Annotated in this window: 21 protein-coding genes; 17 read left to right on the forward strand and 4 right to left on the reverse strand. The window is 41.2% G+C overall.

The features are described from left to right. Nucleotides 1-582: 582 nt before the first annotated feature. The 7 genes from FOA33_RS04465 to FOA33_RS04495 all read left to right on the forward strand — a co-directional run bounded on the left by FOA33_RS04465 (nt 583) and on the right by FOA33_RS04495 (nt 8,136). Complete coding sequence (locus FOA33_RS04465; RefSeq protein WP_221160778.1) at nt 583-2,043, forward strand: aminotransferase class I/II-fold pyridoxal phosphate-dependent enzyme; 1,461 nt, start codon at nt 583-585, stop codon at nt 2,041-2,043. Next, nucleotides 2,044-2,904, forward strand: a complete 861-nt coding sequence (gene speE / locus FOA33_RS04470; protein WP_000366713.1) for a polyamine aminopropyltransferase — start codon at nt 2,044-2,046, stop codon at nt 2,902-2,904. Then, nucleotides 2,901-4,160, forward strand: a complete 1,260-nt coding sequence (locus tag FOA33_RS04475; protein WP_221160779.1) for a saccharopine dehydrogenase family protein — start codon at nt 2,901-2,903, stop codon at nt 4,158-4,160. The genes speE and FOA33_RS04475 overlap by 4 nt, the downstream gene beginning before the upstream one ends. Next, a complete protein-coding gene (gene nspC, locus FOA33_RS04480) occupies nt 4,160-5,287 on the forward strand; it encodes a carboxynorspermidine decarboxylase (RefSeq protein ID WP_221160780.1) in 1,128 nt (375 codons plus the stop codon). The genes FOA33_RS04475 and nspC overlap by 1 nt, the downstream gene beginning before the upstream one ends. Then, nucleotides 5,284-6,369: an agmatine deiminase gene (aguA, locus tag FOA33_RS04485; protein WP_221160781.1), complete on the forward strand. Its 1,086-nt coding sequence runs from the start codon at nt 5,284-5,286 to the stop codon at nt 6,367-6,369. Before nspC ends, aguA begins: the two co-directional genes overlap by 4 nt. A 9-nt stretch (nt 6,370-6,378) precedes the next feature. Next, nucleotides 6,379-7,254 (forward strand): N-carbamoylputrescine amidase, encoded by an 876-nt coding sequence (gene aguB / locus FOA33_RS04490; RefSeq protein ID WP_109290021.1) that lies wholly within the window; start codon nt 6,379-6,381, stop codon nt 7,252-7,254. A gap of 144 nt (nt 7,255-7,398) precedes the next feature. Next, entirely contained in the window at nt 7,399-8,136 is a 738-nt protein-coding gene (locus tag FOA33_RS04495) for a TraX family protein (RefSeq protein WP_109290022.1), read from the forward strand. Between the two features lie 46 nt (nt 8,137-8,182). Here FOA33_RS04495 and FOA33_RS04500 read toward each other — a convergent pair whose 3' ends face one another. Next, on the reverse strand, nt 8,183-8,992 hold the full coding sequence (locus FOA33_RS04500) for a Cof-type HAD-IIB family hydrolase (RefSeq protein WP_109290023.1): 810 nt from the start codon (nt 8,990-8,992) through the stop codon (nt 8,183-8,185). 146 nt (nt 8,993-9,138) lie between these two features. Between FOA33_RS04500 and FOA33_RS04505 the strand changes: the two genes are divergently transcribed. From FOA33_RS04505 to FOA33_RS04525, 5 genes are all read left to right on the forward strand, one after another. Then, nucleotides 9,139-9,600: a MarR family winged helix-turn-helix transcriptional regulator gene (locus FOA33_RS04505; protein WP_221160782.1), complete on the forward strand. Its 462-nt coding sequence runs from the start codon at nt 9,139-9,141 to the stop codon at nt 9,598-9,600. Beyond that, the gene (locus tag FOA33_RS04510; protein WP_109290025.1) at nt 9,593-10,012 is read left to right on the forward strand and encodes an EVE domain-containing protein; all 420 of its coding nucleotides are present in this window, start codon (nt 9,593-9,595) and stop codon (nt 10,010-10,012) included. The genes FOA33_RS04505 and FOA33_RS04510 overlap by 8 nt, the downstream gene beginning before the upstream one ends. A gap of 106 nt (nt 10,013-10,118) precedes the next feature. Continuing rightward, on the forward strand, nt 10,119-13,394 hold the full coding sequence (gene rexB, locus FOA33_RS04515) for an ATP-dependent nuclease subunit B (RefSeq protein ID WP_221160783.1): 3,276 nt from the start codon (nt 10,119-10,121) through the stop codon (nt 13,392-13,394). After that, nucleotides 13,391-17,044, forward strand: a complete 3,654-nt coding sequence (addA, locus tag FOA33_RS04520; protein ID WP_221160784.1) for a helicase-exonuclease AddAB subunit AddA — start codon at nt 13,391-13,393, stop codon at nt 17,042-17,044. Before rexB ends, addA begins: the two co-directional genes overlap by 4 nt. A 169-nt stretch (nt 17,045-17,213) precedes the next feature. Continuing rightward, on the forward strand, nt 17,214-18,392 hold the full coding sequence (locus FOA33_RS04525; protein ID WP_221160785.1) for a hypothetical protein: 1,179 nt from the start codon (nt 17,214-17,216) through the stop codon (nt 18,390-18,392). Between the two features lie 34 nt (nt 18,393-18,426). On the opposite strand, the gene FOA33_RS04530 is transcribed toward FOA33_RS04525, so the two are convergent. Both FOA33_RS04530 and mazE read right to left on the reverse strand, forming a co-directional pair. Further along, nucleotides 18,427-18,783: a type II toxin-antitoxin system PemK/MazF family toxin gene (locus FOA33_RS04530; RefSeq protein WP_084851236.1), complete on the reverse strand. Its 357-nt coding sequence runs from the start codon at nt 18,781-18,783 to the stop codon at nt 18,427-18,429. After that, complete coding sequence (gene mazE / locus FOA33_RS04535) at nt 18,767-18,982, reverse strand: type II toxin-antitoxin system PemI/MazE family antitoxin (RefSeq protein ID WP_001098942.1); 216 nt, start codon at nt 18,980-18,982, stop codon at nt 18,767-18,769. Before mazE ends, FOA33_RS04530 begins: the two co-directional genes overlap by 17 nt. Nucleotides 18,983-19,197: 215 nt before the next feature. On the opposite strand from mazE, the gene ylqF reads away from it, so the two are divergent. From ylqF to xerS, 5 genes are all read left to right on the forward strand, one after another. After that, nucleotides 19,198-20,049, forward strand: coding sequence for a ribosome biogenesis GTPase YlqF (ylqF, locus tag FOA33_RS04540; protein WP_221160786.1), 852 nt, complete (start codon nt 19,198-19,200; stop codon nt 20,047-20,049). Then, nucleotides 20,036-20,821, forward strand: a complete 786-nt coding sequence (locus FOA33_RS04545) for a ribonuclease HII (RefSeq protein WP_221160787.1) — start codon at nt 20,036-20,038, stop codon at nt 20,819-20,821. The genes ylqF and FOA33_RS04545 overlap by 14 nt, the downstream gene beginning before the upstream one ends. A 15-nt stretch (nt 20,822-20,836) precedes the next feature. Further along, nucleotides 20,837-22,387 (forward strand): ClC family H(+)/Cl(-) exchange transporter, encoded by a 1,551-nt coding sequence (locus FOA33_RS04550; RefSeq protein ID WP_221161283.1) that lies wholly within the window; start codon nt 20,837-20,839, stop codon nt 22,385-22,387. Nucleotides 22,388-22,592: 205 nt separating this feature from the next. After that, nucleotides 22,593-23,474, forward strand: a complete 882-nt coding sequence (locus FOA33_RS04555) for a GIY-YIG nuclease family protein (RefSeq protein WP_221160788.1) — start codon at nt 22,593-22,595, stop codon at nt 23,472-23,474. Between the two features lie 476 nt (nt 23,475-23,950). Beyond that, nucleotides 23,951-25,021, forward strand: coding sequence for a tyrosine recombinase XerS (gene xerS, locus FOA33_RS04560; RefSeq protein ID WP_049491412.1), 1,071 nt, complete (start codon nt 23,951-23,953; stop codon nt 25,019-25,021). Nucleotides 25,022-25,093: 72 nt separating this feature from the next. On the opposite strand, the gene FOA33_RS04565 is transcribed toward xerS, so the two are convergent. Continuing rightward, the gene (locus FOA33_RS04565; protein WP_000874002.1) at nt 25,094-26,083 is read right to left on the reverse strand and encodes a lipoate--protein ligase; all 990 of its coding nucleotides are present in this window, start codon (nt 26,081-26,083) and stop codon (nt 25,094-25,096) included. Nucleotides 26,084-26,113: the final 30 nt, after the last annotated feature.

Genomic DNA, 26,113 nt, shown 5'->3' on the forward strand with positions numbered 1-26,113 from the left:
TTGAATAACTGACTATACTTACGATTCAACAAAGGAACTAATCGATTTAGTTCCTGTTTTTGTTTTTAATCTCAATTTAAAACGATTTCTTTTTATTGTTGAGTAATATTTCACGAACAAAAAAAGAAATTGTTTAAAAAAGTTTCACAAAATCCTTTACAAGCTCTTGTAAACATGGTATAGTTATAAGGCTTAGAAAATGAGAAGATGTTTTCTAGCAAATATAAACCCGAGTAAAAAATGCCTACGGACAGGCAGGGTTGAATGCCGAAGCGTGGTTGAAAAGCCACATTATTGATAGGGTTAAAAGCCTACTTTTATAAGTTGATGTTAGGACGCTTGTCCTAATTCATAAATTTTAGTGTGGTGAAAGCACACGTCATCTTGTGAAACGATCAATAAAGTACGTAATATTTGCTACTAGAGAGTTAGGAAACATCGGGAACAGACATACTCAACAGAAACCAAAATACACACGTCAGAAGATTGCAGAGCAGGTGAAAACCTGCTCTTTTTTCATAAGTCAACCTTTAGTCGCCTTTATCTTCTTGAGGTGCTAAAAATACGGTAAAGGAGTATGTCTTGAAGAAGTTAGATCAAAACCAAGCCCCAATTTACGAGGCCTTGGTCAAGCTACGCAAGAAAAGGATTGTCCCCTTTGATGTGCCAGGTCACAAGCGTGGACGAGGAAATCCAGAACTTGTCGAACTGTTAGGAGAAAAATGTGTTGGCATTGATGTCAATTCTATGAAACCCTTGGATAATCTTGGTCATCCCATTTCGATTATTCGTGATGCGGAGGAATTGGCTGCAGATGCTTTTGGAGCGGCGCATGCCTTTCTCATGATTGGGGGAACAACCTCATCTGTTCAAACCATGATTCTTTCCACCTGTAAGGCAGGAGATAAGATTATTCTGCCACGAAATGTCCACAAATCTGCTATCAATGCGCTGGTTCTATGTGGTGCCATTCCCATCTATATCGAGATGAGTGTAGATCCTAAAATCGGCATCGCTTTAGGTCTTGAAAATGACCGTGTGGCTCAAGCTATAAAGGAACATCCAGATGCCAAGGCTATCCTAATCAACAATCCAACTTACTATGGGATTTGTTCAGATCTTAAGGGATTGACAGATATGGCTCATGATGCTGGCATGCTTGTTTTAGTGGATGAAGCCCATGGAGCTCATCTGCATTTTACAGATAAACTCCCAATTTCTGCTATGAATGCAGGTGCTGATATGGCGGCGGTCTCTATGCATAAGTCTGGTGGGAGTTTGACCCAAAGCTCCATTTTACTTATCGGGGCGCAGATGAATCCTGAGTACGTTCGTCAGATTATCAACCTGACCCAGTCTACATCTGCCTCTTACCTACTTATGGCTAGTTTGGATATTTCTCGACGGAACTTAGCTCTCCGTGGAAAAGAGTCTTTTGAGAAAGTTATTGAATTATCTGAGTACGCTCGTCGTGAAATCAATGCTATCGGAGGTTACTATGCCTACTCAAAAGAGTTAATAGACGGTGTTTCCGTTTGTGATTTTGACGTGACCAAGTTGTCTGTCTATACTCAGGGTATTGGCTTAACAGGTATCGAGGTTTATGACCTCTTACGAGACGAATACGACATTCAGATTGAATTCGGGGATATTGGCAATATATTGGCCTATATTTCAATTGGTGACCGCATCCAAGACATTGAGCGTCTGGTTGGTGCTTTAGCTGATATCAAGAGACTTTACTCGAGAGATGGGAAGGACTTGATTGCTGGAGAATATATTCAACCCGAGTTGGTCCTGTCTCCTCAGGAAGCCTTTTATTCAGAGAGAAAAAGTTTAACCTTGGATGATTCTGTTGGACAAGTCTGTGGGGAATTTGTCATGTGTTATCCTCCAGGAATTCCAATCCTAGCACCAGGTGAACGCATTACACGAGAAATTGTAGACTATGTCCAATTTGCCAAAGAACGTGGTTGCTCCCTCCAAGGGACGGAAGATCCAGAGGTCAATCACATCAACGTCATTAAGAGAAAGGAGAACTAGATGGATTTATGGTTTTCTGAAGTTCATACTCCAGATGTGAAATTGTCCTTGAGAACTGCCAAGCAACTCTATGCTGGAAAAAGTGAATGGCAGGATATCGAAGTCTTGGATACGCCAGCTTTTGGGAAAATACTGATTTTAAATGGGCATGTCTTGTTCTCAGATGCGGATGATTTTGTCTACAACGAAATGACCGTCCACGTTCCCATGGCTGTGCATCCTAATCCAAAGAAAGTATTGGTTATTGGTGGTGGTGACGGGGGTGTTGCCCAAGTTTTAACACTCTATCCTGAGCTAGAGCAAATCGATATCGTGGAACCAGATGAGATGCTAGTAGAAGTTTGTCGAGAATACTTCCCCGACTTTGCGGCTGGTCTTGATGATCCTCGTGTCACTATTTATTATCAAAATGGCCTACGTTTTTTGAGAAACTGTGAGGATGATTACGACATTATCATCAACGATGCGACAGATCCCTTTGGCCATACAGAAGGTCTCTTTACCAAGGAATTTTACGGAAATAGTTATCGGGCTCTCAAAGAGGACGGAATCATGATTTACCAGCATGGGAGTCCTTTCTTTGACGAAGATGAGTCGGCTTGCCGAAGCATGCACCGCAAGGTCAATCAAGCCTTTCCAATTAGTCGAGTTTATCAGGCACATATCCCAACTAGTCCTGCTGGCTATTGGTTATTTGGATTTGCTTCGAAAAAATATCACCCTGTCAAAGATTTTGACAAGGAAGGCTGGAAAAAACGTCAGCTTTTCACAGAATACTACACTGCAAACTTACATGTGGGGGCCTTTATGTTGCCTAAGTATGTAGAAGACATTTTAGAAGAAGAGGAAGGAAAAAAATGAGTCGTTTACTAGTTATTGGATGTGGGGGCGTTGCCCAAGTTGCTATTTCAAAGATTTGCCAAGATAGCGAAACCTTTAAAGAAATTATGATTGCTAGCCGTACCAAGTCAAAATGTGATGACTTGAAGGCTAAACTGGAAGGTAAAACAAGTACAAAGATTGAGACAGCTGCCCTTGACGCTGACAAGGTAGAAGAAGTCATTGCCTTGATTGAAAGCTACAAACCAGAAGCTGTTTTGAACGTAGCTTTACCATATCAAGATTTAACAATTATGGACGCTTGTTTGGCAACTGGAGTCCACTATATCGACACAGCTAACTATGAGGCTGAGGATACGGAAGACCCAGAATGGCGTGCTATCTATGAAAAACGTTGCAAGGAACTTGGTTTTACAGCCTACTTTGACTACTCATGGCAATGGACTTATCAGGAGAAATTTAAAGAAGCAGGCTTGACCGCTCTTCTTGGTTCTGGTTTTGACCCAGGTGTAACCAGCGTCTTTTCAGCTTATGCACTCAAACATTACTTTGACGAAATCCACTATATCGACATTTTAGACTGTAATGGTGGTGACCATGGTTATCCATTTGCGACAAACTTTAACCCAGAAATCAATCTCCGAGAGGTTTCTGCGCCAGGTTCTTACTGGGAAGATGGAAAATGGGTCGAAGTCGAAGCTATGTCTATCAAGCGTGAGTATGACTTCCCTCAAGTTGGACAGAAAGACATGTATCTCCTTCACCATGAAGAAATCGAATCACTTGCCAAAAACATTCCAGGTGTTAAACGCATTCGTTTCTTTATGACCTTTGGGCAATCTTATCTAACGCACATGAAATGCTTGGAAAACGTTGGTCTCCTTCGTACAGATGCTATTAACTTTAATGGACAAGACATTGTGCCGATTCAATTCTTGAAAGCCTTGCTTCCTGATCCAGCCAGCCTTGGCCCACGTACAGTTGGAAAAACCAATATCGGCTGTATCTTTAGAGGTGTCAAAGATGGCGTTGAAAAGACTATCTATATCTACAATGTTTGCGACCATCAGGAATGTTACGCAGAAGTTGGTTCACAAGCTATTTCTTACACTACTGGAGTTCCAGCTATGATTGGGACAAAATTAGTTATGAACGGAACTTGGAAACAACCTGGAGTTTACAACCTTGAAGAATTGGATCCAGATCCATTCATGGAAGCTTTGAATGAGTACGGCTTGCCTTGGGTTGTGGTAGAAAACCCGCAAATGGTGGACTAATGAAGTTAGAACAAGTTCCAACACCAGCTTACGTCATTGACTTAGCAAAGTTAGAAGCCAACTGTCGCATTTTGCAATATGTACAAGAAGAAGCTGGTTGCAAGGTTTTGCTTGCCCAGAAAGCATATTCCTTCTACAAAACCTATCCCTTGATTAGCCAGTACCTATCTGGTACAACTGCAAGTGGTCTCTATGAAGCTAAGCTCGCTAGAGAAGAATTCCCGGGGGAAGTCCATGTCTTTGCACCTGCTTTCAAGGAATCAGATATGGAAGAACTACTGCAAATATCGGATCATATTGTTTTTAACTCAGAGAGACAACTACGAAAATATGGTCAACGTTGTCGTGATGCTGGTATCAGTGTGGGTCTTCGCATCAATCCTCAATGTTCAACGCAGGGTGACCACGCGCTTTATGATCCTTGTGCTCCTGGCTCTCGTTTTGGAGTGACTTCAGACAAGATACCAAGTGATTTATTGGATTTAGTGGACGGACTTCATTTTCATACCCTTTGCGAGCAAGGTTCAGATGATTTAGAGACAACTTTGAAAGCAGTAGAAGCGCAGTTTGGACCCTATTTGCATCAAGTTAAATGGCTCAATATGGGTGGTGGACACCACATCACCAGAGAAGACTACGATGTGGATTTGCTAATTTCTGAAATCAAGCGTATCCGAGAAACTTACAATCTTGAGGTCTATATCGAGCCGGGTGAAGCTATTGCGCTCAATGCTGGTTATCTAGCAACGGAGGTATTGGATATTGTAGAAAATGATATGGGAATCTTGGTTTTAGATGCCTCCGCGACCTGCCATATGCCAGATGTACTTGAAATGCCCTATCGTCCACCTTTGAGAAATGGATTTGAGGCTCAGGAAAAAGCCCACACCTATAGACTTTCTTCCAATACCTGTCTGACGGGTGATGTGATTGGCGATTATAGCTTTGAAAATCCAGTTGAAATTGGAGATAGACTTTATTTCGAAGACATGGCTATTTACTCATTTGTTAAAAATAATACCTTTAACGGTATTGGCTTGCCAAGTCTCTATCTCATGGATAAAGAGGGTGAGTGCGGTCTAGTCAAAGATTTTGGCTACCAAGACTTTAAAGGGAGATTATCATGATAGAAACTCCGAAAAAATCAGTCTATCGTATGCCAGCAGAGTACGAACCCCATCATGGTACCCTCATGATATGGCCAACTCGACCAGGTTCATGGCCCTTTCAAGGAAAGGCTGCCAAAAAAGCATTTAACCAGATTATCAAGACCATAGCAGAAGGGGAAACTGTTTATCTTTTGGTGGAGCAGGACTATCTATCTGAAGCACAATCCTATCTTGGAGACACGGTTGTTTATCTAGACATTCCCACCAATGATGCCTGGGCCCGTGATACAGGTCCGACTATTCTTGTAAATGATGAAGGCCAGAAATTAGCCGTGGATTGGTCTTTCAATGCTTGGGGTGGAGCTGTAGATGGTCTCTACCAAGACTATGAAGATGATGATCAAGTAGCCAGTCATTTTGCTGAGGCCTTGGAAATGCCTGTCTATGATGCTAAACCTTTTGTACTGGAAGGCGGAGCAATCCATAGCGATGGTCAAGGAACCATTCTTGTGACTGAAAGTTGCCTTCTGAGCGCTGGTCGCAATCCTCATCTCAGTAAAGAGGAAATCGAGAGAAGATTATTGAACTATCTTGGCGCTGAAAAAGTTATCTGGCTTCCTTATGGTATTTATCAGGACGAAACCAATGAACACGTTGACAATGTTGCCGCTTTCGTTGGTCCTGCAGAGCTTGTCTTGGCTTGGACAGATGATCAAAACGATCCTCAGTATGCCATGTCTGCAGCTGACCTTGAGCTTTTAAAAAAAGAAACAGATGCAAAAGGGCGTCCCTTCACCATTCATAAATTGCCAATCCCAGCGCTTCATCAAGTTGTAACCGAAGAGGATCTGCCAGGCTACATCTATGAAGAAGGTGAAGAGGAGCGATATGCAGGTGAACGTCTGGCGGCCTCCTATGTAAACTTTTATATTGCCAACAAGTCTGTCTTAGTGCCACAATTTCAGGATGTCAATGACCAAGTGGCCCTAGATATCCTCAGCAAGTGTTTCCCAGACCGTAAAGTTGTCGGAATTCCAGCCAGAGATATTCTATTAGGTGGTGGCAATATCCACTGTATCACCCAACAAATCCCAGAATAGGAGAAAAAGATGAGAAATGTTAGAGTTGCAGCAATCCAGATGCAATGTGCTAAGGATGTAGCAACAAATATCCAAACAGCGGAACGTCTAGTACGTCAAGCTACGGAACAAGGCGCACAAATCATCCTCTTACCCGAGTTGTTTGAACGCCCCTATTTCTGTCAGGAACGCCAGTATAACTACTACCAATATGCTCAGTCAGTGACAGAAAATACCGCCATTCAGCATTTTAAAGTGATTGCTAAGGAACTACAGGTTGTTCTACCGATTAGTTTCTATGAAAAAGATGGCAATGTCTTGTATAATTCTATCGCCGTCATTGATGCTGATGGAGAAGTGCTGGGTGTTTATCGGAAGACCCACATACCAGATGACCATTATTATCAAGAAAAGTTCTATTTCACGCCTGGTAACACTGGTTTCAAGGTCTGGGATACTCGCTACGCTAAGATTGGGATTGGCATCTGTTGGGATCAATGGTTCCCTGAAACAGCGCGCTGTCTTGCGTTGAATGGGGCAGAATTGCTCTTTTACCCAACCGCTATCGGTTCAGAGCCAATTTTGGATACAGACAGTTGTGGTCACTGGCAACGTACTATGCAAGGGCACGCAGCAGCTAATATTGTCCCAGTCATTGCAGCCAATCGTTATGGTGTGGAGGAAGTCACTCCTAGTGAGGAAAATGGCGGACAGAGTTCCAGTCTTGACTTCTACGGTTCCTCCTTTATGACGGATGAAACAGGAACTATTCTAGAGAAAGCTGAAAGACAAGGTGAAGCTGTTCTGTTAGCGACCTATGACCTTGACAAGGGAGCAAGTGAACGCCTCAACTGGGGACTGTTTCGAGATAGAAGACCAGAAATGTACCAACGAATTACGGACTAGAAGGTAACTTTCATAATAAATTTTTGATATTCATGCCTGTCTTACAAAAATGTAAGATAGGCTTTTTAAATGTAAGATAGGTGTACGATTATACGCGGAAATGTATGCTATACTCTATGTAGATCAAAAAGAAAGAGGTTTATTATGAAAAAATGGAATGCAACGCAGTTGAAGTATCTGATGGCGGCAGTAATGGTTCTAGACCATATTCCGCATATTACAGGAATCGTTTCTCCTTTGTGGGAAGGTATCTTTCACGCCTTGACCCGTTGTGTGGGAGTTTGGTTTGCCTATATGGCTATGGAAGGCTTCATCCATACTCGAAATTTGAAAAACTACCTCATCCGCCTCTGGTCTTGGGCGCTTATCATGTTTGCTGGAAATAGCCTTCTCAATACTCTGTTTGCCTCTAAGGGTGTAATGGTTACTAATAATATTTTCTTGACTTTGGCCATCGGTGTCACCATGCTTTGGATTGGTTTTCCCAGAAAAGAGTTGGATAAAAAGGAGAAGTTGTGGCGTCGTATTGGGCTTGCTGGGCTCTTGATTTTCGGGTGTCTTTTTACTGAGGGTGGCATCACCATGCTACAATTTCTCTTGATTAGTTACTCTTGTCGAAATCGCAAGGGCTTGCGAAATCTCCTATATGCCTTTCTGTGGGCCTTCTTGTTAGTGACTTCCATCCAAATCTACGACACATGGTACCAAACACTGGAAATGATGCTTTACAATTCTGACTGGCTCTTTATCACCGTATTTCCTTTTATGGCACTTTATAATGGACAGCGAGGAAAAGAAACCAGTTGGAGTAAATATTTCTTTTATATTTTCTACCCAGCTCATCTATGGATTATAACCTTGATTGCTTATTTGGTTAAATAGCAAAAAAAGCAAATAGCAGTAATTTCTGTCTATTTGCTTTTCTTTTTTATAAAATATACTTCTCAATCGCACGCGCAACGCCTTCTTCTTCATTGCTGGCTGTAACGTCATTAGCAAGGGATTTGACATGGTCGCTGGCATTTCCCATAGCAATGCCAAGTCCTGCAAACTGAAGCATTTCGATATCGTTATTAGCATCGCCTATGGCCATGATTTCTGAGGAATCAATCTTCAAAATCTGAGCTAGACGTGAAAGAGCAGTAGCCTTTGTCGTTCCAAGTGGCATAGCTTCATAAATGACAGGCTGCGAACGAACTCCGCTAAATCGTTGGCAGAGTTCCTCAGCAAATCGCTGCTCAAAATCGTCTGTTTGCTCTTTTGTTCCTAAAAACATGCCTTGGAACATGCGATACTTACCACTGGTAGCTTCCTCAAGGGAGATTTCAGTCAGGTCTGAAAAGACAAGCTTGGCATCATTTTGAACGATTTGATTAGGCTTACCACCGAGGACAAAATAGTGTTCCTCATCAAAAAGAGTCAACTGAACATCACTTTTTTCAGCTAGGTCATAGAGGTATTCGATGTCAGTTGGACTGAGTTCTTGCCAGTCAACTAGCCCCCAGTCACTGGTCTGGTGGGTTGAACAACCGTTATTGACGATGACGTACTCGTTCTGGAGGTCAAGTCCTAGTTTTTTATAGTAGGGGAGGACACCGAAAAGCGGGCGACCTGTACAGAGAACCAGTTTGACACCTTTTTCAATGGCTTGGTGAATGGCAGTAATGTGGGCTTGTGGAATTTCCTTGGCTTCGTTAAGGAGGGTTCCGTCCATATCCAAGGCTAGTAGTTTAATCATAAGACTTCCTTTTCTAGGTGTTTTGCTTTTATTATAGCATATAGACTATGAAATGTCTGACAGAATTGTAAAATTCAAGCTTCCTTTTCTTGAAAAACAAAATAAATTCTTATATAATATGTATACTTAATATTTAAGGAGAAAAAATGTCAAAGTATCACTTTAATTCAATTTACAAAAATGATGAAACAGAGTCTACAGGTCTTCTTTTCATCAAAGTCTACAACAAGTGGGAAAGCAATTTGAAAAGAGTCTTGAAATCGGTTGGACTCACTTTGCCCCAATTTATCGTTTTAACCTCGCTCTTGTTTTTGTCCAATAGAGAGGAATATGTAACTCAAGTTGATATTGCTCGGTTCACTGGTATGGATGTCATGACGGTTTCCCAGATTGTTAGGTTACTGGAGAAGAAAGACTACATTAGACGTGATCAACACCCAAAGGATAGTCGGGCAAAACTGGTTTCAGTGACGAATTCTGGCGCGGAGAAGGCCAATCAAGCTTTACCTTTAGTAGAAGGGGTTGATGAAGAATTTTTTGAAAAACTATCTAACGATAGAGAAGTTTTTAATCGCATGTTAGTAGAGTTGGAGGATAAAAATGCCTAGATATTGGGTCGGAGTTGTTTCGAAGAACCATGTTTTAAGAGGAGTTGAAGGGAATTTTTGTCAGGTCTGTCATGGAAAGGGCGGCCCCTTAAACCGTATGAAAAAAGGTGACTATCTTTTATACTATAGTCCAAAATACGATATGAACGGTCAAGACAAGTTACAGGCTTTTGTGGCCGTAGGTAAAATTATAGACGACAAGGCCTATCAAGTAGAGCAGTTTGAAGGATTCTTTCCCTTTAGACGAAATGTCGAGTATTATCAACCAGTCAAAGATTGCTTCATAGAAATAGCCAGACAACATCCTGAATGGAAAGACTATACTTCTCGACTTCGTTATGGGCATTTTGAAGTTTCCAAAGACTTTTTTCTCTATATCTTTCAGCATATGAAAGTGGATGATGAAGCATGATTGATTTGCTAATTAAATGATTGTCAACTAGAATTTTGGATTTGGACTGTGAAGCGAACTTTGCTATAATAGAGTAAGAAACTTTGATAAAGCAAACGAGGCTGAGATGAAATTACTTTATACTGATATTCGGACTTCTTTGACTGAAATTTTAACGAGAGAGGCAGAAGAGCTTGTTGCTGCTGACAAGCGGGTCTTCTACATTGCCCCCAACTCTCTTTCTTTTGAAAAGGAACGCGCCGTGCTGAAATGCTTGTCCCAGCAGGCTTCTTTTGCGATTACCGTCACGCGTTTTGCTCAGATGGCTCGTTACTTAGTCTTGAATGATTTGCCAACCAAGACGAGTCTAGATGACATCGGCCTTGGAATGGCCTTTTATAAATGCCTTGCTGAACTCGATCCCAAGGACTTGCGTGTTTATGGTGCGATTAAGCAGGATACTCAATTTATCCAGCAGTTGGTTGAACTTTATCATGAGATGACGACTGCTCAGATGAGCTTTTTGGACTTGGAAAGTTTGACGGATGAGGATAAGCGGGCAGACTTACTCTTGATTTTTGAGAAAGTGACTGCCTATCTCAATCAAGGTCAGTTGGCTCAGGGAAGTCAGTTGTCCCATTTGATTGAGGCTATTGAGAATGACAAGGTAAGTAGTGATTTTAGTCAGATTGCCTTGGTTATTGATGGCTTTACCCGTTTTTCTGCCGAGGAAGAGCGTGTAGTGGATCTACTTCATCGAAAAGGTGTTGAGATTGTTATTGGGGCCTATGCAAGCAAGAAAGGCTATACCAGTCCGTTCACTGAAGGGAATCTCTACCAAGCCAGTGTGGAATTTCTTCATCATTTGGGGGCAAAATACCAAACACCTGCTCAGGATCGTTCTCAGACACATGAGAAAATGGATAGTTTTGACAAGGCTTCTCGTTTGCTGGAGTCTTCTTATGATTTTTCAGAACTTACTTTAGATGTAGATGAGAAGGACCGTGAAAATCTGCAAATCTGGTCTTGTTTGACACAAAAGGAAGAGTTGGAGTTGGTGGCTCGCGCTATTCGTCAGAAATTACATGACCATCCAGAACTGAGTTACAAGAATTTCCGTATTTTGCTGGGTGATGTGGCTTCTTACCAGTTATCGTTGAAAACCATTTTTGACCAGTACCAGATACCATTCTATCTTGGTAGAAGTGAATCCATGGCTCATCATCCCTTGACCCAGTACGTGGAGTCTATTTTACGTTTAAAACGTTACCGTTTCCGTCAGGAGGATTTGATTAATCTCCTCAGAACTGGTCTGTATACTGACCTCAGTCAGGCTGATATTGATGCTTTTGAACAATATCTCCGCTATCTTGGCATCAATGGCTTGTCAGCTTTTCAGCAGACCTTTACCAAATCCCACCTCGGAAAATTTGATTTGGAACACTTGAATGCCCTTCGTCTGCGAGTTTTGGAGCCACTTGAAACCTTATTTGCCAGTCGGAAGCAAAAGACTGAAAATCTCTTGCAAAAGTGGAATACTTTTCTAAAAAATGCTGCTTTAAGCAAGCAGATGCAAGAATTGACAACCACTATGGAAACTCTAGAACAGGAAAGACAAGCCGAAGTTTGGAAGGCTTTCTGCCATGTTTTAGAACAATTTGCGACGGTTTTTGCTGGTTCACAAGTTAGTCTGGAGGACTTCCTAGCCTTGCTCCATTCTGGAATGAGTTTGTCCCAGTATCGCACCATTCCAGCGACAGTGGACACAGTTCTGGTGCAGAGTTACGATCTGATTGCGCCTCTGACCGCTGACTTTGTCTACGCCATTGGGCTGACTCAGGATCATTTACCAAAAATTGCGCAAAACACCAGCCTGTTAACAGACGAAGAAAGACAAAGCCTAAACCAAGCAACTGAAGAGGGAGCACAATTACTGATTGCAAGTAGCGAAAATCTCAAGAAAAATCGCTATACCATGCTTTCTTTAGTCAACGCCGCTCGTAAGCAGTTGGTGTTGTCAGCACCAAGTCTTCTTAATGAAAATGAGAGCAAGGAATCGGCCTATCTTCAGGAACTGGTGAGTTTTGGATTTAGCCGGATAGAGAAGAAGATTCATCAAAAAAGTCTGTCTAAGGATGATATGGGTTCTTATCACAGTCTATTGTCTAGTCTAGTTGCCTATCATCAGCAGGCAGGTTCTAATGAAAATGAGCAAGATGTGACCTTTGTAAAGGTTCTTGCGCGTGTCATGGGGAAAAAACTTGACCAAAAAGGTCTTACAAATCCAGCTATCCCAACTAATCCAAGTAGCAAGCCATTAGAAAAAGATACCTTGCAGGCACTCTATCCAGTTGACAAGGAGTTTTACTTGTCTACCTCTGGTTTGACGGAGTTTTACCGCAATGAATATAGTTATTTCCTCCGTTATGTCTTAGGCTTGCAGGAGGAATTGCGCCTGCGTCCTGATGCTCGAAGTCACGGGAATTTCTTGCATCGTATTTTTGAACGTGCCTTGAAACTGCCTGATGAAGATTCCTTTGATCAACGTCTGGAACAAGCTATTCAAGAAACCAGCCAAGAACGTGAATTTGAGGCTATTTATCAGGAAAGTCTGGAAGCCCAGTTTACCAAGGAAGTTCTACTTGATGTCGCGCGAACTACGGGCCACATCCTTCGGCATAATCCAGCTATCGAAACCATCCAAGAGGAAGCAACATTTGGCGGTAAAGATCAGGCCTTTATTCAATTGGATAATGGTCGCAGTGTCCATGTGCGAGGCAAGGTTGACCGCATTGACCGCCTGAAAGCTGATGGAGCGTTAGGAGTGGTAGACTACAAGTCTAGTTTAACTCAGTTCCAGTTTCCGAATTTCTTTAATGGCCTTAATTCCCAGCTGCCAACCTATCTTGCTGCCCTAAAAAGAGAGGGGGAGCAGAACTTTTTCGGTGCTATGTACTTGGAAATGGCTGAACCTGTCCAATCTCTGTTGACCGTTAAAAGTCTGGCAGGAGCAGTAGCAGAAGCCAGCAAATCTATGAAATACCAGGGACTCTTTTTAGAAAAAGAAAGCAGTCACTTGGGCGAATTTTACAACAAAAACAAGGCTAATCAGCTGACAGACAAGGAATTCCAGCTCTTATTGGACTACAATGCCCATCTTTACAAGAAGGCAGCTGAGAAGATTTTAGAAGGCCATTTTGCTATTAATCCATACACAGAAAACGGCAGAAGTATTGCCCCGTATGTCCAGCAACACCAAGCCATCACTGGATTTGAAGCCAATTACCACTTGGGACAAGCCCGTTTCCTTGAGAAATTAGACTTATCTGACGGCAAGCGTCTGGTCGGAGAAAAGCTCAAGCAAGCTTGGTTTGAAAAAATGAGAGAGGAGTTGAATCGATGAAGCCCATTTCCTTTTTAACTGAGGAAGAGATTCAAAAATTGCAAGAAGCAGAAGCGAATTCGAGCAAGGAACAGCAGAAAACGGCCGAGCAAATCGAAGCCATTTATACTGCAGGGCAAAATATCCTTGTTTCAGCGTCTGCTGGTTCAGGGAAGACCTTTGTCATGGCAGAGCGCATTCTTGACCAGTTAGCCCGTGGTGTCGAAATTTCTCAACTCTTTATCTCGACCTTTACCGTCAAGGCTGCCACTGAACTAAAAGAACGTTTGGAGAAAAAAATCAGCCAACAAATCCAAGAAACAGATGATGTTGATCTCAAACAACACTTGGGACGTCAGTTGGCAGATCTGCCAAACGCGGCCATCGGAACTATGGACTCTTTCACACAAAAGTTCCTCGGCAAACATGGCTATCTGATTGATATTGCACCAAATTTCCGTATTCTACAAAATGAAAGTGAACAGTTAATCTTAAAAAACGAAGTTTTTCATCAGGTTTTTGAAGACCATTACCAAGGTGAAAAGAAAGAGAGCTTTAGTCGATTGGTCAAGAACTTTGCTGGACGTGGCAAGGATGAACGAGGTCTGCGCCAGCAAGTCTACAAAATCTATGATTTCCTCCAATCCACCAGTAGCCCCAAAAAATGGTTGAGTAACTCTTTCCTCAAAGGGTTTGAAGAAGCTGACTTTGTAATTGAAAAAGACAAATTAACTGAGCAAATCAAACAGGCGCTATGGGATTTGGAAAGTTTCCTCCGTTATCATCTGGATAACGATGCCAAGGAGTTTCCAAAAGCTACTTATTTAGAAAATGTGCTGTTGGTTCTGGGTGAAATTGGTTGCTTAAATCAAGAGTCCGATAGCCAGGCTTATCAAGCAGTGCTTACGCGTGTTGTCGCCATCTCGAAAGAAAAAAATGGTAGAGCTCTAGCTAATTCTAGTCGTAAGGCCGATTTGAAACCACTGGCTGATGCCTATAACGATGAGAGAAAGATCCAGTTTGCTAAACTAGGACAACTGTCAGACCAGATAACCATTCTCGACTATCAAGAGCGTTATCATGAAGACACCTGGGAGCTAGCTAAAACCTTCCAAACCTTTATGAGTGATTTTGTGGAGGCTTATCGTGAACGTAAACGCCAGGAAAATGCCTTTGAATTCGCTGATATCAGTCATTATACCATCGAGATTCTAGAAAATTTCCCACAAGTCCGCGAGGCTTATCAGGAACGATTCCACGAAGTCATGGTCGATGAGTATCAGGATACCAACCACATTCAAGAACGAATGCTAGAATTGCTGTCGAATGGCCACAATCGTTTTATGGTGGGAGATATCAAGCAATCTATCTACCGTTTCCGTCAGGCAGACCCGCAGATTTTCAATGAAAAATTCCAACGCTATGCGCAAAATCCTCAAGAAGGAAAGCTGATTTTGCTCAAGGAAAATTTTCGTAGTAGTTCAGAAGTGCTGTCAGCAACCAACGATGCTTTTGCACGCCTTATGGACCAAGAGGTCGGCGAAATCAACTATGACAGCATGCACCAGCTTGTTTTTGCCAATACCAAACTGACTCCTAATCCAGACAACAAGGCAGAATTTCTCCTCTACGATAAGGACGATAATGGGCAAGAAGAGGAAGAGAGTCAGGCAGACACGAAACTCACTGGGGAAATGCGTCTAGTCATCAAGGAAATCCTGAAGCTTCATCAGGAAAAAGGTGTTGCCTTCAAAGAAATTGCCCTTTTGACTTCCAGTCGCAGTCGAAATGACCAGATTCTCCTTGCCTTATCTGAGTACGGGATACCTGTTAAAACTGACGGTGAGCAAAACAATTATCTCCAATCCCTAGAAGTACAAGTCATGTTAGACACCCTGCGCGTCATTCACAATCCCCTGCAAGACTATGCCTTGGTTGCTCTGATGAAGTCTCCTATGTTTAGTTTCGATGAGGACGAATTGGCACGCTTGTCCCTTCAGAAAGCAGAAGATAAGATACAAGAAAATCTCTATGAGAAACTGGTCAATGCTCAAAAACAAGCAACTCCCCAGAAAGTTTTAATTCACAAGGAACTAGCTAAAAAACTAAACCAATTCATGGATATCTTGGATTCTTGGCGCTTGTATGCCAAAACCCACTCTCTCTATGACTTGATTTGGAAGATTTACAACGACCGTTTTTATTATGACTATGTTGGGGCTTTAGCAAATGGTCCTGCCAGACAGGCCAATCTCTACGCCCTAGCTCTGCGCGCTGACCAGTTTGAAAAGAGTAATTTCAAGGGATTGTCTCGTTTTATCCGTATGATTGATCAAGTTTTGGAGGCTCAGCATGACCTCGCAAGCGTTGCAGTCGCGCCGCCAAAGGATGCTGTGGAACTTATGACTATTCACAAGAGCAAAGGATTGGAGTTTCCTTATGTCTTTATCCTCAACATGGATCAGGACTTCAACAAGCAAGACTCGATGTCAGAAGTTATTCTCAGTCGTCAGAATGGGCTTGGTGTCAAATATATCGCCAAGGTGGAAACAGGAGCAGTGGAAGCACACTATCCTAAAACCATCAAACTCTCCATTCCTAGCCTAACTTATACGCAGAATGAAGAAGAATTGCAACTGGCTAGCTATTCAGAGCAGATGCGTCTGCTGTATGTTGCCATGACGAGAGCTGAGAAAAAGCTCTATCTTGTTGGCAAGGGTTCTCGTGAAAAGCTGGAAGCAAAGGAATACCCAGCAACTGAAAACGGAAAATTAGATAGCAATACCAGACTACAAGCAAGAAATTTCCAAGATTGGATCTGGGCTATCAGTAAAGTTTTTGCCAAGGACAATCTCAATTTTAGCTATCGCTTTGTTGGTGAAGACCAGTTGACTACAGAAGCTATCGGGGAATTGGAAAACAAGAGCCCTTTAAAAGACAGCTCTCAAGCAGACAACCGCCAGTCAGAAATCATCAAAGAAGCCCTTGAAATGCTGAAAGAGGTGGAAGTTTATAATACTTTTCACCGCGCAGCTATTGAACTACCAAGTGTTCAAACCCCAAGCCAAATCAAGAAATTCTACGAACCCGTTATGGATATGGAAGGGGTAGAAATTACTAACCAAACCAAATCACCAGAGAAGCAAATCAGCTTCAATTTACCTGATTTTTTAACTAAAAAAAAGGTAACTGGAGCAGAGATTGGTAGTGCCACTCATGAACTCATGCAGAGAATTGACCTCAGTCAACAACCAACACTTGCTAGTCTAACAGAAACACTTAAACAAGTTCAAACTAGTCCAGCTGCTAGAGACAAGATCAATCTTTCTAAAATCCTAGCATTTTTTGATACAGCACTTGGTCAGGAAATTCTCGCTAATACCAGCCATCTTTACCGCGAGCAACCCTTCTCCATGCTCAAAAAAGATCAAAAGAGTAAGGAAGATTTCGTTGTCCGTGGAATCTTGGATGGCTATCTGCTTTATGAGGATCGCATCGTTCTTTTCGACTACAAAACAGACCGTTACGATCAACCAAGTCAACTCATAGACCGCTATCGTGGTCAGTTAGCCTTATACGGAGAGGCTTTATCTAGAGCCTATTCGATTGAAAACATAGAAAAATACTTGATTTTGCTCGGCAAAGATGAGGTTCAAGTTGTAAAAGTATAATTTATACTCTTCGAAAATCTCTTCAAACCACGTCAGCTTCACCTTGCCGTAGATATGCTCACTGACTTCGTCAGTCTTATCTACAACCTCAAAACTGTGTTTTGAGCAACCTGCGGCTAGCTTCCTAGTTTGTTCTTTGATTTTCATTGAGTATTAGAAAGGAGACCTCATGCCACTTCCAGTTAGAAAATCCCTACACGATGCAGTTTTACAAGCTTCAAAAGCCGATACTTGGGATCAGGCAACCAAGGAATGGAATGAAGTTTCCTTGATTTTTAACGGTATCGGTCGTAGCAATTGTGTCTGCGGTAATGCTATCAAATACGCCTACGAACTCTTTAACGGAGTTACAGGACAACGTCTGTTTCCTATCGGAAGCGACTGTGTTCGCCATTTTCATCGTATTAGCCTCGATCAGCAACTAGAAGAGGAAGAAAAACTACTCAGAAAAGTTGAAAACCTAACCAGAAAGGCTCAGAAAAAGGAAAAAATCAAGGTTAATAAAAGCGATTTTGACGAACGACTTCTAAAATGGTTTTTGGAAAAAGGTGTTTTCAAAGCCAATCGTGGCAATCAATTCGTGCCTGAGAGAGACTATCAGCTCTTCCTAGAGGTCTTTCAAGGCGGAAGTTGGACCAAGGCAGAGCCAAAGAAGAAGGCTCGTATGGAAGAAGTGCTGGAAAAGTGTATCAAACCTTTTTTACTTGGTAAGTCCGATGATCAACTTTACCTTGTCAAACTAGGCAAAGAGAAGATTGACTACGAGCAGCATTTACGGATTCAAGCGGAGAAAGAACGTAAGAAAAGAGATAAAATCGCCAAGCAATACGCTGACAACCTCATTCTTGCCATGGGGCCTGTAGAACGAGCCTATCAAGATTACTTTGGCTTTACAGAAACCTTGACCCAAGAAGAACGAAAATGGGAAAAAATCCTCTTTGGTAAGAATAGAGACGAACGGGCTATCAAGGCTAAACAAAACCAGAAAGATCTGGGAAAGGATCAGCGGATTGCAAATCAAGATCCTATTGAACGAAAGCAGAAGCAGACTTGGATTCTTAATTCCTATTTTCGTGATTTGCCTGATGAAAAAGCCAGATTTTCTCGGCTCCTATTAGAATATCGAAAAAGGGGAGAAGTACCCTTTTCAGATGGCTTCATATCTGAGCATCTCATCGACTTTTTCTACAAGATGAAGGCCTTTGAGTTTGAAATTGCACCAGAACAAGTCCGCGATTTTCTAAAAGAATGCCTTCAGGCAGAACATCTATCATCAGCACAAGAAAGCTGGATTAGAGGGATTCTCCTCAATTGTCTTCATCCGTTTTTAGATAGGTTGCTCATATAGAAAAAAATCCTACCTTGTCTATGCAGGGTAGGATTTAAGTATCTCCAAAGATGTACTGGTAAAGTTGGACGACTTTCTGAAAACATTGTGTGTCCATTCTTGTTATTTTTTGAGCATTACGCATCCGAAAATCAAAGGTATACAGTTGAAATGGATTGACAGCGCCATCTACCTTGTCCGACGAGACAGGAACGAGCAAGCCTTTTTCAGCCAAACGATGTTGGCCATGAGTGATAGGACAGACAGCCACAAAACCAGTTTGCAAGGCATATTCTCTCCTAGAAACTACCAAGGCAGGTCGCCTTTTCTGAATTTCTCGACCGACTGATGGATCAAAATCCAGCCAAATGATATCCTGCTTTTCAGGAATATACTCAGATTTCGCTATCAAGTGACCTTACCCCTTCAAAATCATTTGTCATTCTCAAATCAGTAATCCCATCAAAAGGATCTTTCAGTTTTGGAGCTAAGACAATGACTCCGTCAATCCCTTTGTAGACAACCATTTCTTGACCTTCTGTCATCCCCAAATTTTTAGGAATAGTCACAGTGAGAGAATTCCCTACCTTCCGAGTCTTTACTGTATTCATTGCTCTACCTCCACAAAATTGTATATACCAAGTATATACCTGCTGGCAAAAAAAGTCAAGTAAATCCTGACTGGCATCAAGGATGTTTCGCACCTATACTATTTGTCATTTATTGTGGTCAAAGCCTGTGCAAAAGTTCCTAATTTATGATAGAATAGGTAGTAAGAAAGAAAACGTTTTTACTACGTTTTTTTTAGTCGGAAGGGGAAAATATTATGGCTACTATTCAATGGTTTCCGGGCCACATGTCTAAGGCTCGGCGGCAAGTTCAGGAGAATCTTAAGTTTGTTGATTTTGTGACAATTTTGGTGGATGCTCGGCTACCTTTATCTAGTCAAAATCCTATGTTAACCAAGATTGTGGGTGATAAACCTAAACTCTTGATTTTGAACAAGGCGGACCTAGCAGACCCGGCAATGACCAAAGAATGGCGTCAGTATTTTGAATCACAGGGAATTCAAACTCTGGCTATCAACTCCAAAGAGCAAGTAACTGTGAAAGTTGTGACAGATGCTGCTAAAAAGCTCATGGCTGATAAGATTGCACGCCAGAAAGAACGCGGTATCAAGATCGAAACCTTGCGGACCATGATTATCGGAATTCCAAACGCTGGTAAATCAACTCTGATGAACCGCTTGGCTGGTAAGAAAATCGCAGTTGTCGGCAATAAACCAGGTGTTACCAAGGGGCAACAATGGCTCAAAACCAATAAAGATCTGGAAATCTTGGATACACCGGGGATTCTCTGGCCTAAGTTTGAAGATGAAACTGTTGCGCTGAAACTAGCCTTGACAGGAGCTATAAAAGACCAGTTACTCCCTATGGATGAAGTAACCATTTTTGGTCTCAATTATTTCAAAGAACATTATCCAGAAAAGCTAGCTGAACGCTTCAAACAAATGAAAATTGAAGAAGAAGCACCTGTTATCATCATGGATATGACACGTGCCCTTGGTTTCCGAGACGACTACGACCGCTTTTACAGCCTCTTCGTCAAGGAAGTCCGTGATGGAAAACTCGGTAACTACACCTTAGATACATTGGACGACATCGATGACGACGATTAAAGAAATCAAAGAACTTCTTGCTAGTGTTAAAGAATTAGACAATCCTCTTTTTCTGGAATTCGAAAAAGATCCTCGTTCTGGAGTTCAAAAGGAAATCTGCAAGCGAAAAAAAGCTATTCAGGCAGAACTGGATGAAAACCTTCGTTTGGAATCCATGCTTTCCTATGAAAAAGAACTTTATAAGCAAGGAGTGACCTTAATAGCAGGTGTTGATGAGGTCGGCCGTGGTCCACTGGCTGGACCTGTAGTCTCTGCAGCCGTTATCTTGCCGAAAAATTGTAAGATTAGAGGCCTCAACGACAGCAAGAAGATCCCTAAAAAGAAACATCTGGAAATTTATCAAGCTGTTCAAGACCAAGCCTTGGCAATAGGTATTGGTATCAAGGATAATCACATCATTGACCAAGTCAATATCTATGAAGCGACCAAACTGGCCATGATAGAAGCAATCTCCCAGCTCAGCCCACAACCTAAGCACCTCTTGATAGATGCCATGAAACTGGAGTTACCAATTTCACAAACCTCCATTATCAAAGGAGATGCCAACTCCCTCTCAATCGCAGCTGCATCTATAGTGGCCAAGGTGACACGGGATAATATTATGAAGGACTATGATAATCAATATCCCGGCTATGATTTCACGGCTAATGCAGGATATGGAACAGCTAAACATCTAGACGGACTCAAGAAACTAGGTGTCACCCCAATTCACCGAACCAGTTTTGAACCCGTTAAATCATTGGTTGCAGAAGAGAAAGAAAGTTTAAGTTAGAAGGAATGAATGATTATGGAGGAACAGTCAGAAATACTCCGCTCCAAGAAGGAATTTGCCTTCGCCTCAAGCACAATATTATCCCAAGTTGGACGAGGGGTCATTGTCGGTCTCGTCGTCGGACTAATCGTCGGATCCTTTCGGTTTTCAATCGAAAAAGGCTTCCACCTGATACAAGGACTCTATCAAGATCAAGCGCACCTGGTGCGCAATCTTTTTATCATTGGTCTATTTTATTTAATTGTTAGCTGGCTCAGTGCGAAATTAACTCGATCAGAAAAAGACATCAAGGGTTCAGGAATTCCTCAAGTCGAAGCCGAACTAAAGGGACTGATGACTCTTAACTGGTGGGGCATTCTCTGGAAAAAATATATTTTAGGTATTCTTGCAATTGCCAGTGGACTTATGCTGGGACGAGAAGGGCCAAGTATTCAACTTGGAGCTGTTGGTGGTAAAGGTATTGCCAAGTGGCTAAAATCTAGTCCAGTTGAAGAACGTTCCCTGATTGCTAGTGGAGCTGCTGCAGGTTTAGCCGCAGCCTTTAATGCACCGATTGCAGGCCTCCTCTTTGTTGTAGAAGAAGTCTATCACCATTTTTCACGCTTTTTCTGGGTCTCAACTCTAGCAGCCAGTCTCGTAGCAAACTTTGTTTCTTTGCTCATATTTGGCCTAACACCCGTACTGGATATGCCAGACAACATTCCTCTCATGACTCTAGACCAGTATTGGATTTACCTCCTTATGGGAGTTTTTCTCGGGCTTTCTGGTTTTCTCTATGAGAAAGCTGTACTCAATGTTGGTCGAATTTATGACTGGATTGGTCAAAAAATCCATTTGGATAAAGCTTATTATCCTATCCTAGCCTTTATCCTTATCATACCAGTCGGGATTTTCTTGCCACAAATCCTTGGTGGTGGAAATCAGGTCGTTCTTTCTTTGACTGAGCAAAATTTTAGTTTTCAAGTTCTATTAGCTTACTTTTTGATTCGCTTTGTTTGGAGCATGATTAGTTATGGGAGCGGCCTCCCAGGAGGAATTTTCCTACCCATTTTGGCACTTGGTTCCTTACTTGGTGCCCTAGTCGGTGTCATTTGTGTGAATTTTGGACTTGTCAGTCAGGAGCAATTCCCTATATTTGTCATTCTAGGAATGAGTGGATATTTTGGAGCGATTTCCAAGGCTCCCTTAACCGCTATGATACTTGTTACTGAGATGGTAGGGGACATTCGCAACCTCATGCCACTTGGCTTAGTGACCTTGGTGGCTTACATCGTCATGGATCTACTCAAGGGTGCTCCAGTCTATGAAGCCATGCTGGGAAAAATGCTGCCAGAAGAAGCGACAGATGAAGGAGAAGTCACCCTCATTGAAATTCCTGTATCAGATAAGATCGCTGGAAAACAGGTTCACGAGCTCAATTTGCCACATAACGTACTCATCACCACCCAAGTCCATAATGGCAAAAGCCAAACAGTTAACGGATCAACCAGAATGTATCTGGGTGATATGATTCACCTAGTGATTCCAAAAAGTGAAATTGGAAAAGTCAAAGATTTGTTGTTGTAGGTACGTAATAATAATTATGTGAAATGATATTTTCTAGTCAAGGATGGATTGGGAGATTTTATGAATTGGCGGATATGCGTCAATAATTAATAAATACAGAAGGACAAATAAGCTATTTTGTATAGCTAGTGAGTGAGCACACAACAGTTTTAATCGCAAGATTTAGAAAGTAAGTAGTTCACTACAAATTGAAAGAAATTTAAAAATGGAAACAGTAGTATTGCAAGAAATTTTAAACATTCAAGCCCCTGAGGACTTTTATGTTAAATTAGATAAAATCGATCAATTTGGAATTGATACAAAAAGTCTTTATATTAATAATCAGCCAAAATTATTGGAAGAAATGGGATATCATCATGACACTTTACGTAAAACTAAAACAGCTCACTGGAATTATGTAATGGACCGTCCTTACACTATTCACCTCATTCCATATGACGAAGTTAATAAGTTGTGGCTTTTTGTCGGAGCTTATTCTCAAAAGGGAACCTATCAAAAAGAATATGAGGATCGTGTAACAACTTATTACAAGTTAGATTTAGCTCCTGAACACAGCAAGCTAAAAGGTCGTTTAATTGTTAAGTTTGAACGTCCTGACGGTTCGCAACATATGCGAATTGGTTTAGAATCGGCAACGGCAAAAGGTTTTACACTACACTCTATTTTAGAGCGCGAAATTTCAAGTGTTGAATTTCAAGATTATCGAAATGTTCGTTTAACTTACCAAGAGTTGAAAAGTATTATTAAAAATCAAAACCCTACATGGAAAACAGCTTTGTCTCATTTGAACGCTATTTATCTACAAACAGATACAAAGACTGGAAAACTATATGTTGGTTCTGCTTACGGGAAACAAAAACTTTGGGGACGTTGGGCTGAATATGTTGAAACTTATCATGGAGGCAATAAAGCTTTAAAAGAACTTTTTGAAAAAGAGGGTGCAAGTTATTTTGAGGAAAACTTTACTTATACACTGTTAGAAGTTCTTCCAAATGATCGTAAAGATATCGGAAATACAGTAACTAGTCGTGAGTCTTGGTGGAAAATTGCTCTTCAAACTCGTGAATTTGGATATAACTGCAATTAAATTCGAATATATAATTGATAATAATTAACTCTAAAAATTTTTGTACTTTTTCCTAAACAGTAGATAAACCCTTGATACGACTAAGTTAAAGGAGTAAAGTACACTATTTGAAAAATGTACTTTATAATCGAGATGTACTTTATTTTAAAGCAAGATAAAGTACATTTTTTGATCCAAATGTACAAAAACACCCCGCGTTTTAAAACCCCTTGTAAGCCTAAGAAACTTGATTTAACAAGGTTTTAAATTTTAGTAAAGTACATTTTCACTAAAATACACATTTGAAAATTTCCAGTTTTCACTTTGATAAGGTACATTTTTAAACGATTTTTGTTCCAAAAAAATTTTTAGTTATAGCTCTTCAGATTTCTTCTTTTTTATAATCTCTACAACATCTTTCCGAAAAACTATAATTTTCTTGAAAAATATATAAGTCTATGCTATACTACTAGTAGACTTATATATGGAGAAAATACATGAAACGTGAGATTTTACTAGAGCGAATCGACAAACTAAAACAAATCATGCCCTGGTATGTTCTGGAATACTACCAATCTAAGCTTGCTGTTCCCTACAGTTTTACAACCTTGTACGAATACCTCAAGGAATACGATCGATTTTTCAGCTGGGTTTTGGAGTCTGGTATTTCAAACGCTGATAAAATGTCTGACATTCCTTTATCAGTCTTGGAAAATATGTCTAAAAAAGACATGGAGTCCTTTATTCTATATCTGCGTGAACGACCTTTGCTGAACGCTAATACAACCAAGCAAGGTGTCTCTCAGACGACCATCAATCGGACCTTGTCAGCACTTTCCAGTCTTTACAAGTATCTAACCGAGGAGGTTGAAAACGACCAGGGGGAGCCTTATTTCTATCGTAATGTAATGAAGAAAGTTTCAACCAAGAAAAAGAAAGAAACACTGGCTGCTAGAGCTGAAAACATTAAGCAAAAACTCTTTCTAGGTGATGAGACAGAAGGTTTTTTGACTTATATCGACCAAGAGTACCCACAACAGCTCTCAAATCGTGCACTCTCGTCATTCAATAAAAATAAAGAACGTGATTTAGCCATTATTGCCCTTCTCTTGGCGTCTGGTGTCCGCTTATCTGAAGCTGTTAATCTGGATCTAAGAGACCTTAATCTCAAAATGATGGTTATTGATGTCACTCGAAAAGGGGGCAAACGTGATTCTGTCAATGTCGCAGCCTTTGCTAAGCCTTACCTAGAGAATTATCTCGCCATTCGAAATCAACGCTATAAGACGGAAAAGACCGATACAGCACTATTTCTCACCTTATATCGTGGCGTTCCCAATCGTATTGATGCTTCTAGTGTTGAAAAGATGGTTGCTAAGTACTCTGAGGACTTCAAAGTCCGTGTAACTCCCCACAAACTTCGCCATACCCTGGCTACTAGGCTCTATGATGCTACTAAATCGCAAGTTTTGGTCAGCCATCAGTTAGGTCATGCTAGCACACAAGTCACTGACCTCTATACCCATATCGTCAATGATGAACAAAAGAATGCTCTAGATAGTTTGTAGAATACATAAAATTATTTATGTAAAATGTAACTCATAAAAAGAAGCTGGTCATATAACCAACTCCTTCTCTTTTTATCCCACTACTGCTTCAGCGATTTCTTCACGACTGATACCAGCAAAATAGCGTGTGATGTCAATAGTTTCTAAGGCCTTAAGGACATCTTCGCGTTCGTATTTAACACCTCGGAGGACATCTTCTACAGCTGCAACATCTTCGATACCAAAGAAGTCACCATAGATCTTGATATCTTGAATTTTTGATTCAATGACGTTGGCAAAAACTTCAACCTTACCACTAGTGAATTTTGTTCCACGACGGACGTTAAATTCAGGTGATTTACCGTAGTTCCAGTCCCAAGTACCGAACTTGGTATCCTTGATACGATTGATTTCCGCTAATTCTTGCTCAGAAAAAACATATTCAGTCATCTCTGGGTACTCTTTTTTCATATATTCCAATAGCAAATCGCGGAATTCTTCAACTGTGATTTTTTCAGGTAATTCATTGACAATATTGGTTACACGGGCACGAACGGATTTCACACCTTTTGATTCAAATTTGTCTTTTGAAACCTTGAGGGCGTTAGCAAGGACTGACAAATCAACGTCAAAGAGCAAGCAACCATGGTGCATAATACGTCCATTGATATAAGCTTGGGCATTGCCACAGAATTTCTTGCCATCAATCTCAAGGTCATTACGGCCTGTGAACTCAGCTTTAACGCCTAGTTGAGCCAAGGTATTGATAACTGGAGTTGAGAAGCTCTTGAAGTCAAAGGCCTTGTTTTCGTCTTCTTTTGAAATGATGGTGTAGTTGAGGTTGTTTAAATCGTGATAAACAGCTCCACCACCACTGATACGACGGACTACCTCAATGCCATTTTCTCGAACATAATCACGGTTAATTTCTTCGATAGTGTTCTGGTGACGACCAACAATGATAGAAGGTTTGTTAATCCAAAGTAGGAAGATTTGATCCTCATCTAGTAGGTGTTTAAAGGCATATTCTTCCAAGGCGATATTAAAAGCAGTGTCGTTTGAATGATTGATAATATATTTCATGATATCCCTTTATACGATAGAGACTGGAAA

The sequence above is a fragment of the Streptococcus cristatus genome (genome assembly GCF_019685515.1).
Classification (GTDB): Bacteria; Bacillota; Bacilli; order Lactobacillales; family Streptococcaceae; genus Streptococcus.

Excerpts from the sequence above, each read along its gene's own strand:
- speE (WP_000366713.1), top strand. The coding sequence starts at position 2,044 with ATGGATTTATGGTTTTCTGAAGTTCATACTCCAGATGTGAAATTGTCC.
- FOA33_RS04475 (WP_221160779.1), top strand. The coding sequence starts at position 2,901 with ATGAGTCGTTTACTAGTTATTGGATGTGGGGGCGTTGCCCAAGTTGCT.
- nspC (WP_221160780.1), top strand. The coding sequence starts at position 4,160 with ATGAAGTTAGAACAAGTTCCAACACCAGCTTACGTCATTGACTTAGCA.
- aguA (WP_221160781.1), top strand. The coding sequence starts at position 5,284 with ATGATAGAAACTCCGAAAAAATCAGTCTATCGTATGCCAGCAGAGTAC.
- aguB (WP_109290021.1), top strand. The coding sequence starts at position 6,379 with ATGAGAAATGTTAGAGTTGCAGCAATCCAGATGCAATGTGCTAAGGAT.
- FOA33_RS04495 (WP_109290022.1), top strand. The coding sequence starts at position 7,399 with ATGAAAAAATGGAATGCAACGCAGTTGAAGTATCTGATGGCGGCAGTA.
- FOA33_RS04500 (WP_109290023.1), bottom strand. The coding sequence starts at position 8,992 with ATGATTAAACTACTAGCCTTGGATATGGACGGAACCCTCCTTAACGAA.
- FOA33_RS04505 (WP_221160782.1), top strand. The coding sequence starts at position 9,139 with ATGTCAAAGTATCACTTTAATTCAATTTACAAAAATGATGAAACAGAG.
- FOA33_RS04510 (WP_109290025.1), top strand. The coding sequence starts at position 9,593 with ATGCCTAGATATTGGGTCGGAGTTGTTTCGAAGAACCATGTTTTAAGA.
- rexB (WP_221160783.1), top strand. The coding sequence starts at position 10,119 with ATGAAATTACTTTATACTGATATTCGGACTTCTTTGACTGAAATTTTA.
- addA (WP_221160784.1), top strand. The coding sequence starts at position 13,391 with ATGAAGCCCATTTCCTTTTTAACTGAGGAAGAGATTCAAAAATTGCAA.
- FOA33_RS04525 (WP_221160785.1), top strand. The coding sequence starts at position 17,214 with ATGCCACTTCCAGTTAGAAAATCCCTACACGATGCAGTTTTACAAGCT.
- mazE (WP_001098942.1), bottom strand. The coding sequence starts at position 18,982 with ATGAATACAGTAAAGACTCGGAAGGTAGGGAATTCTCTCACTGTGACT.
- ylqF (WP_221160786.1), top strand. The coding sequence starts at position 19,198 with ATGGCTACTATTCAATGGTTTCCGGGCCACATGTCTAAGGCTCGGCGG.
- FOA33_RS04545 (WP_221160787.1), top strand. The coding sequence starts at position 20,036 with ATGACGACGATTAAAGAAATCAAAGAACTTCTTGCTAGTGTTAAAGAA.
- FOA33_RS04550 (WP_221161283.1), top strand. The coding sequence starts at position 20,837 with ATGGAGGAACAGTCAGAAATACTCCGCTCCAAGAAGGAATTTGCCTTC.
- FOA33_RS04555 (WP_221160788.1), top strand. The coding sequence starts at position 22,593 with ATGGAAACAGTAGTATTGCAAGAAATTTTAAACATTCAAGCCCCTGAG.
- xerS (WP_049491412.1), top strand. The coding sequence starts at position 23,951 with ATGAAACGTGAGATTTTACTAGAGCGAATCGACAAACTAAAACAAATC.
- FOA33_RS04565 (WP_000874002.1), bottom strand. The coding sequence starts at position 26,083 with ATGAAATATATTATCAATCATTCAAACGACACTGCTTTTAATATCGCC.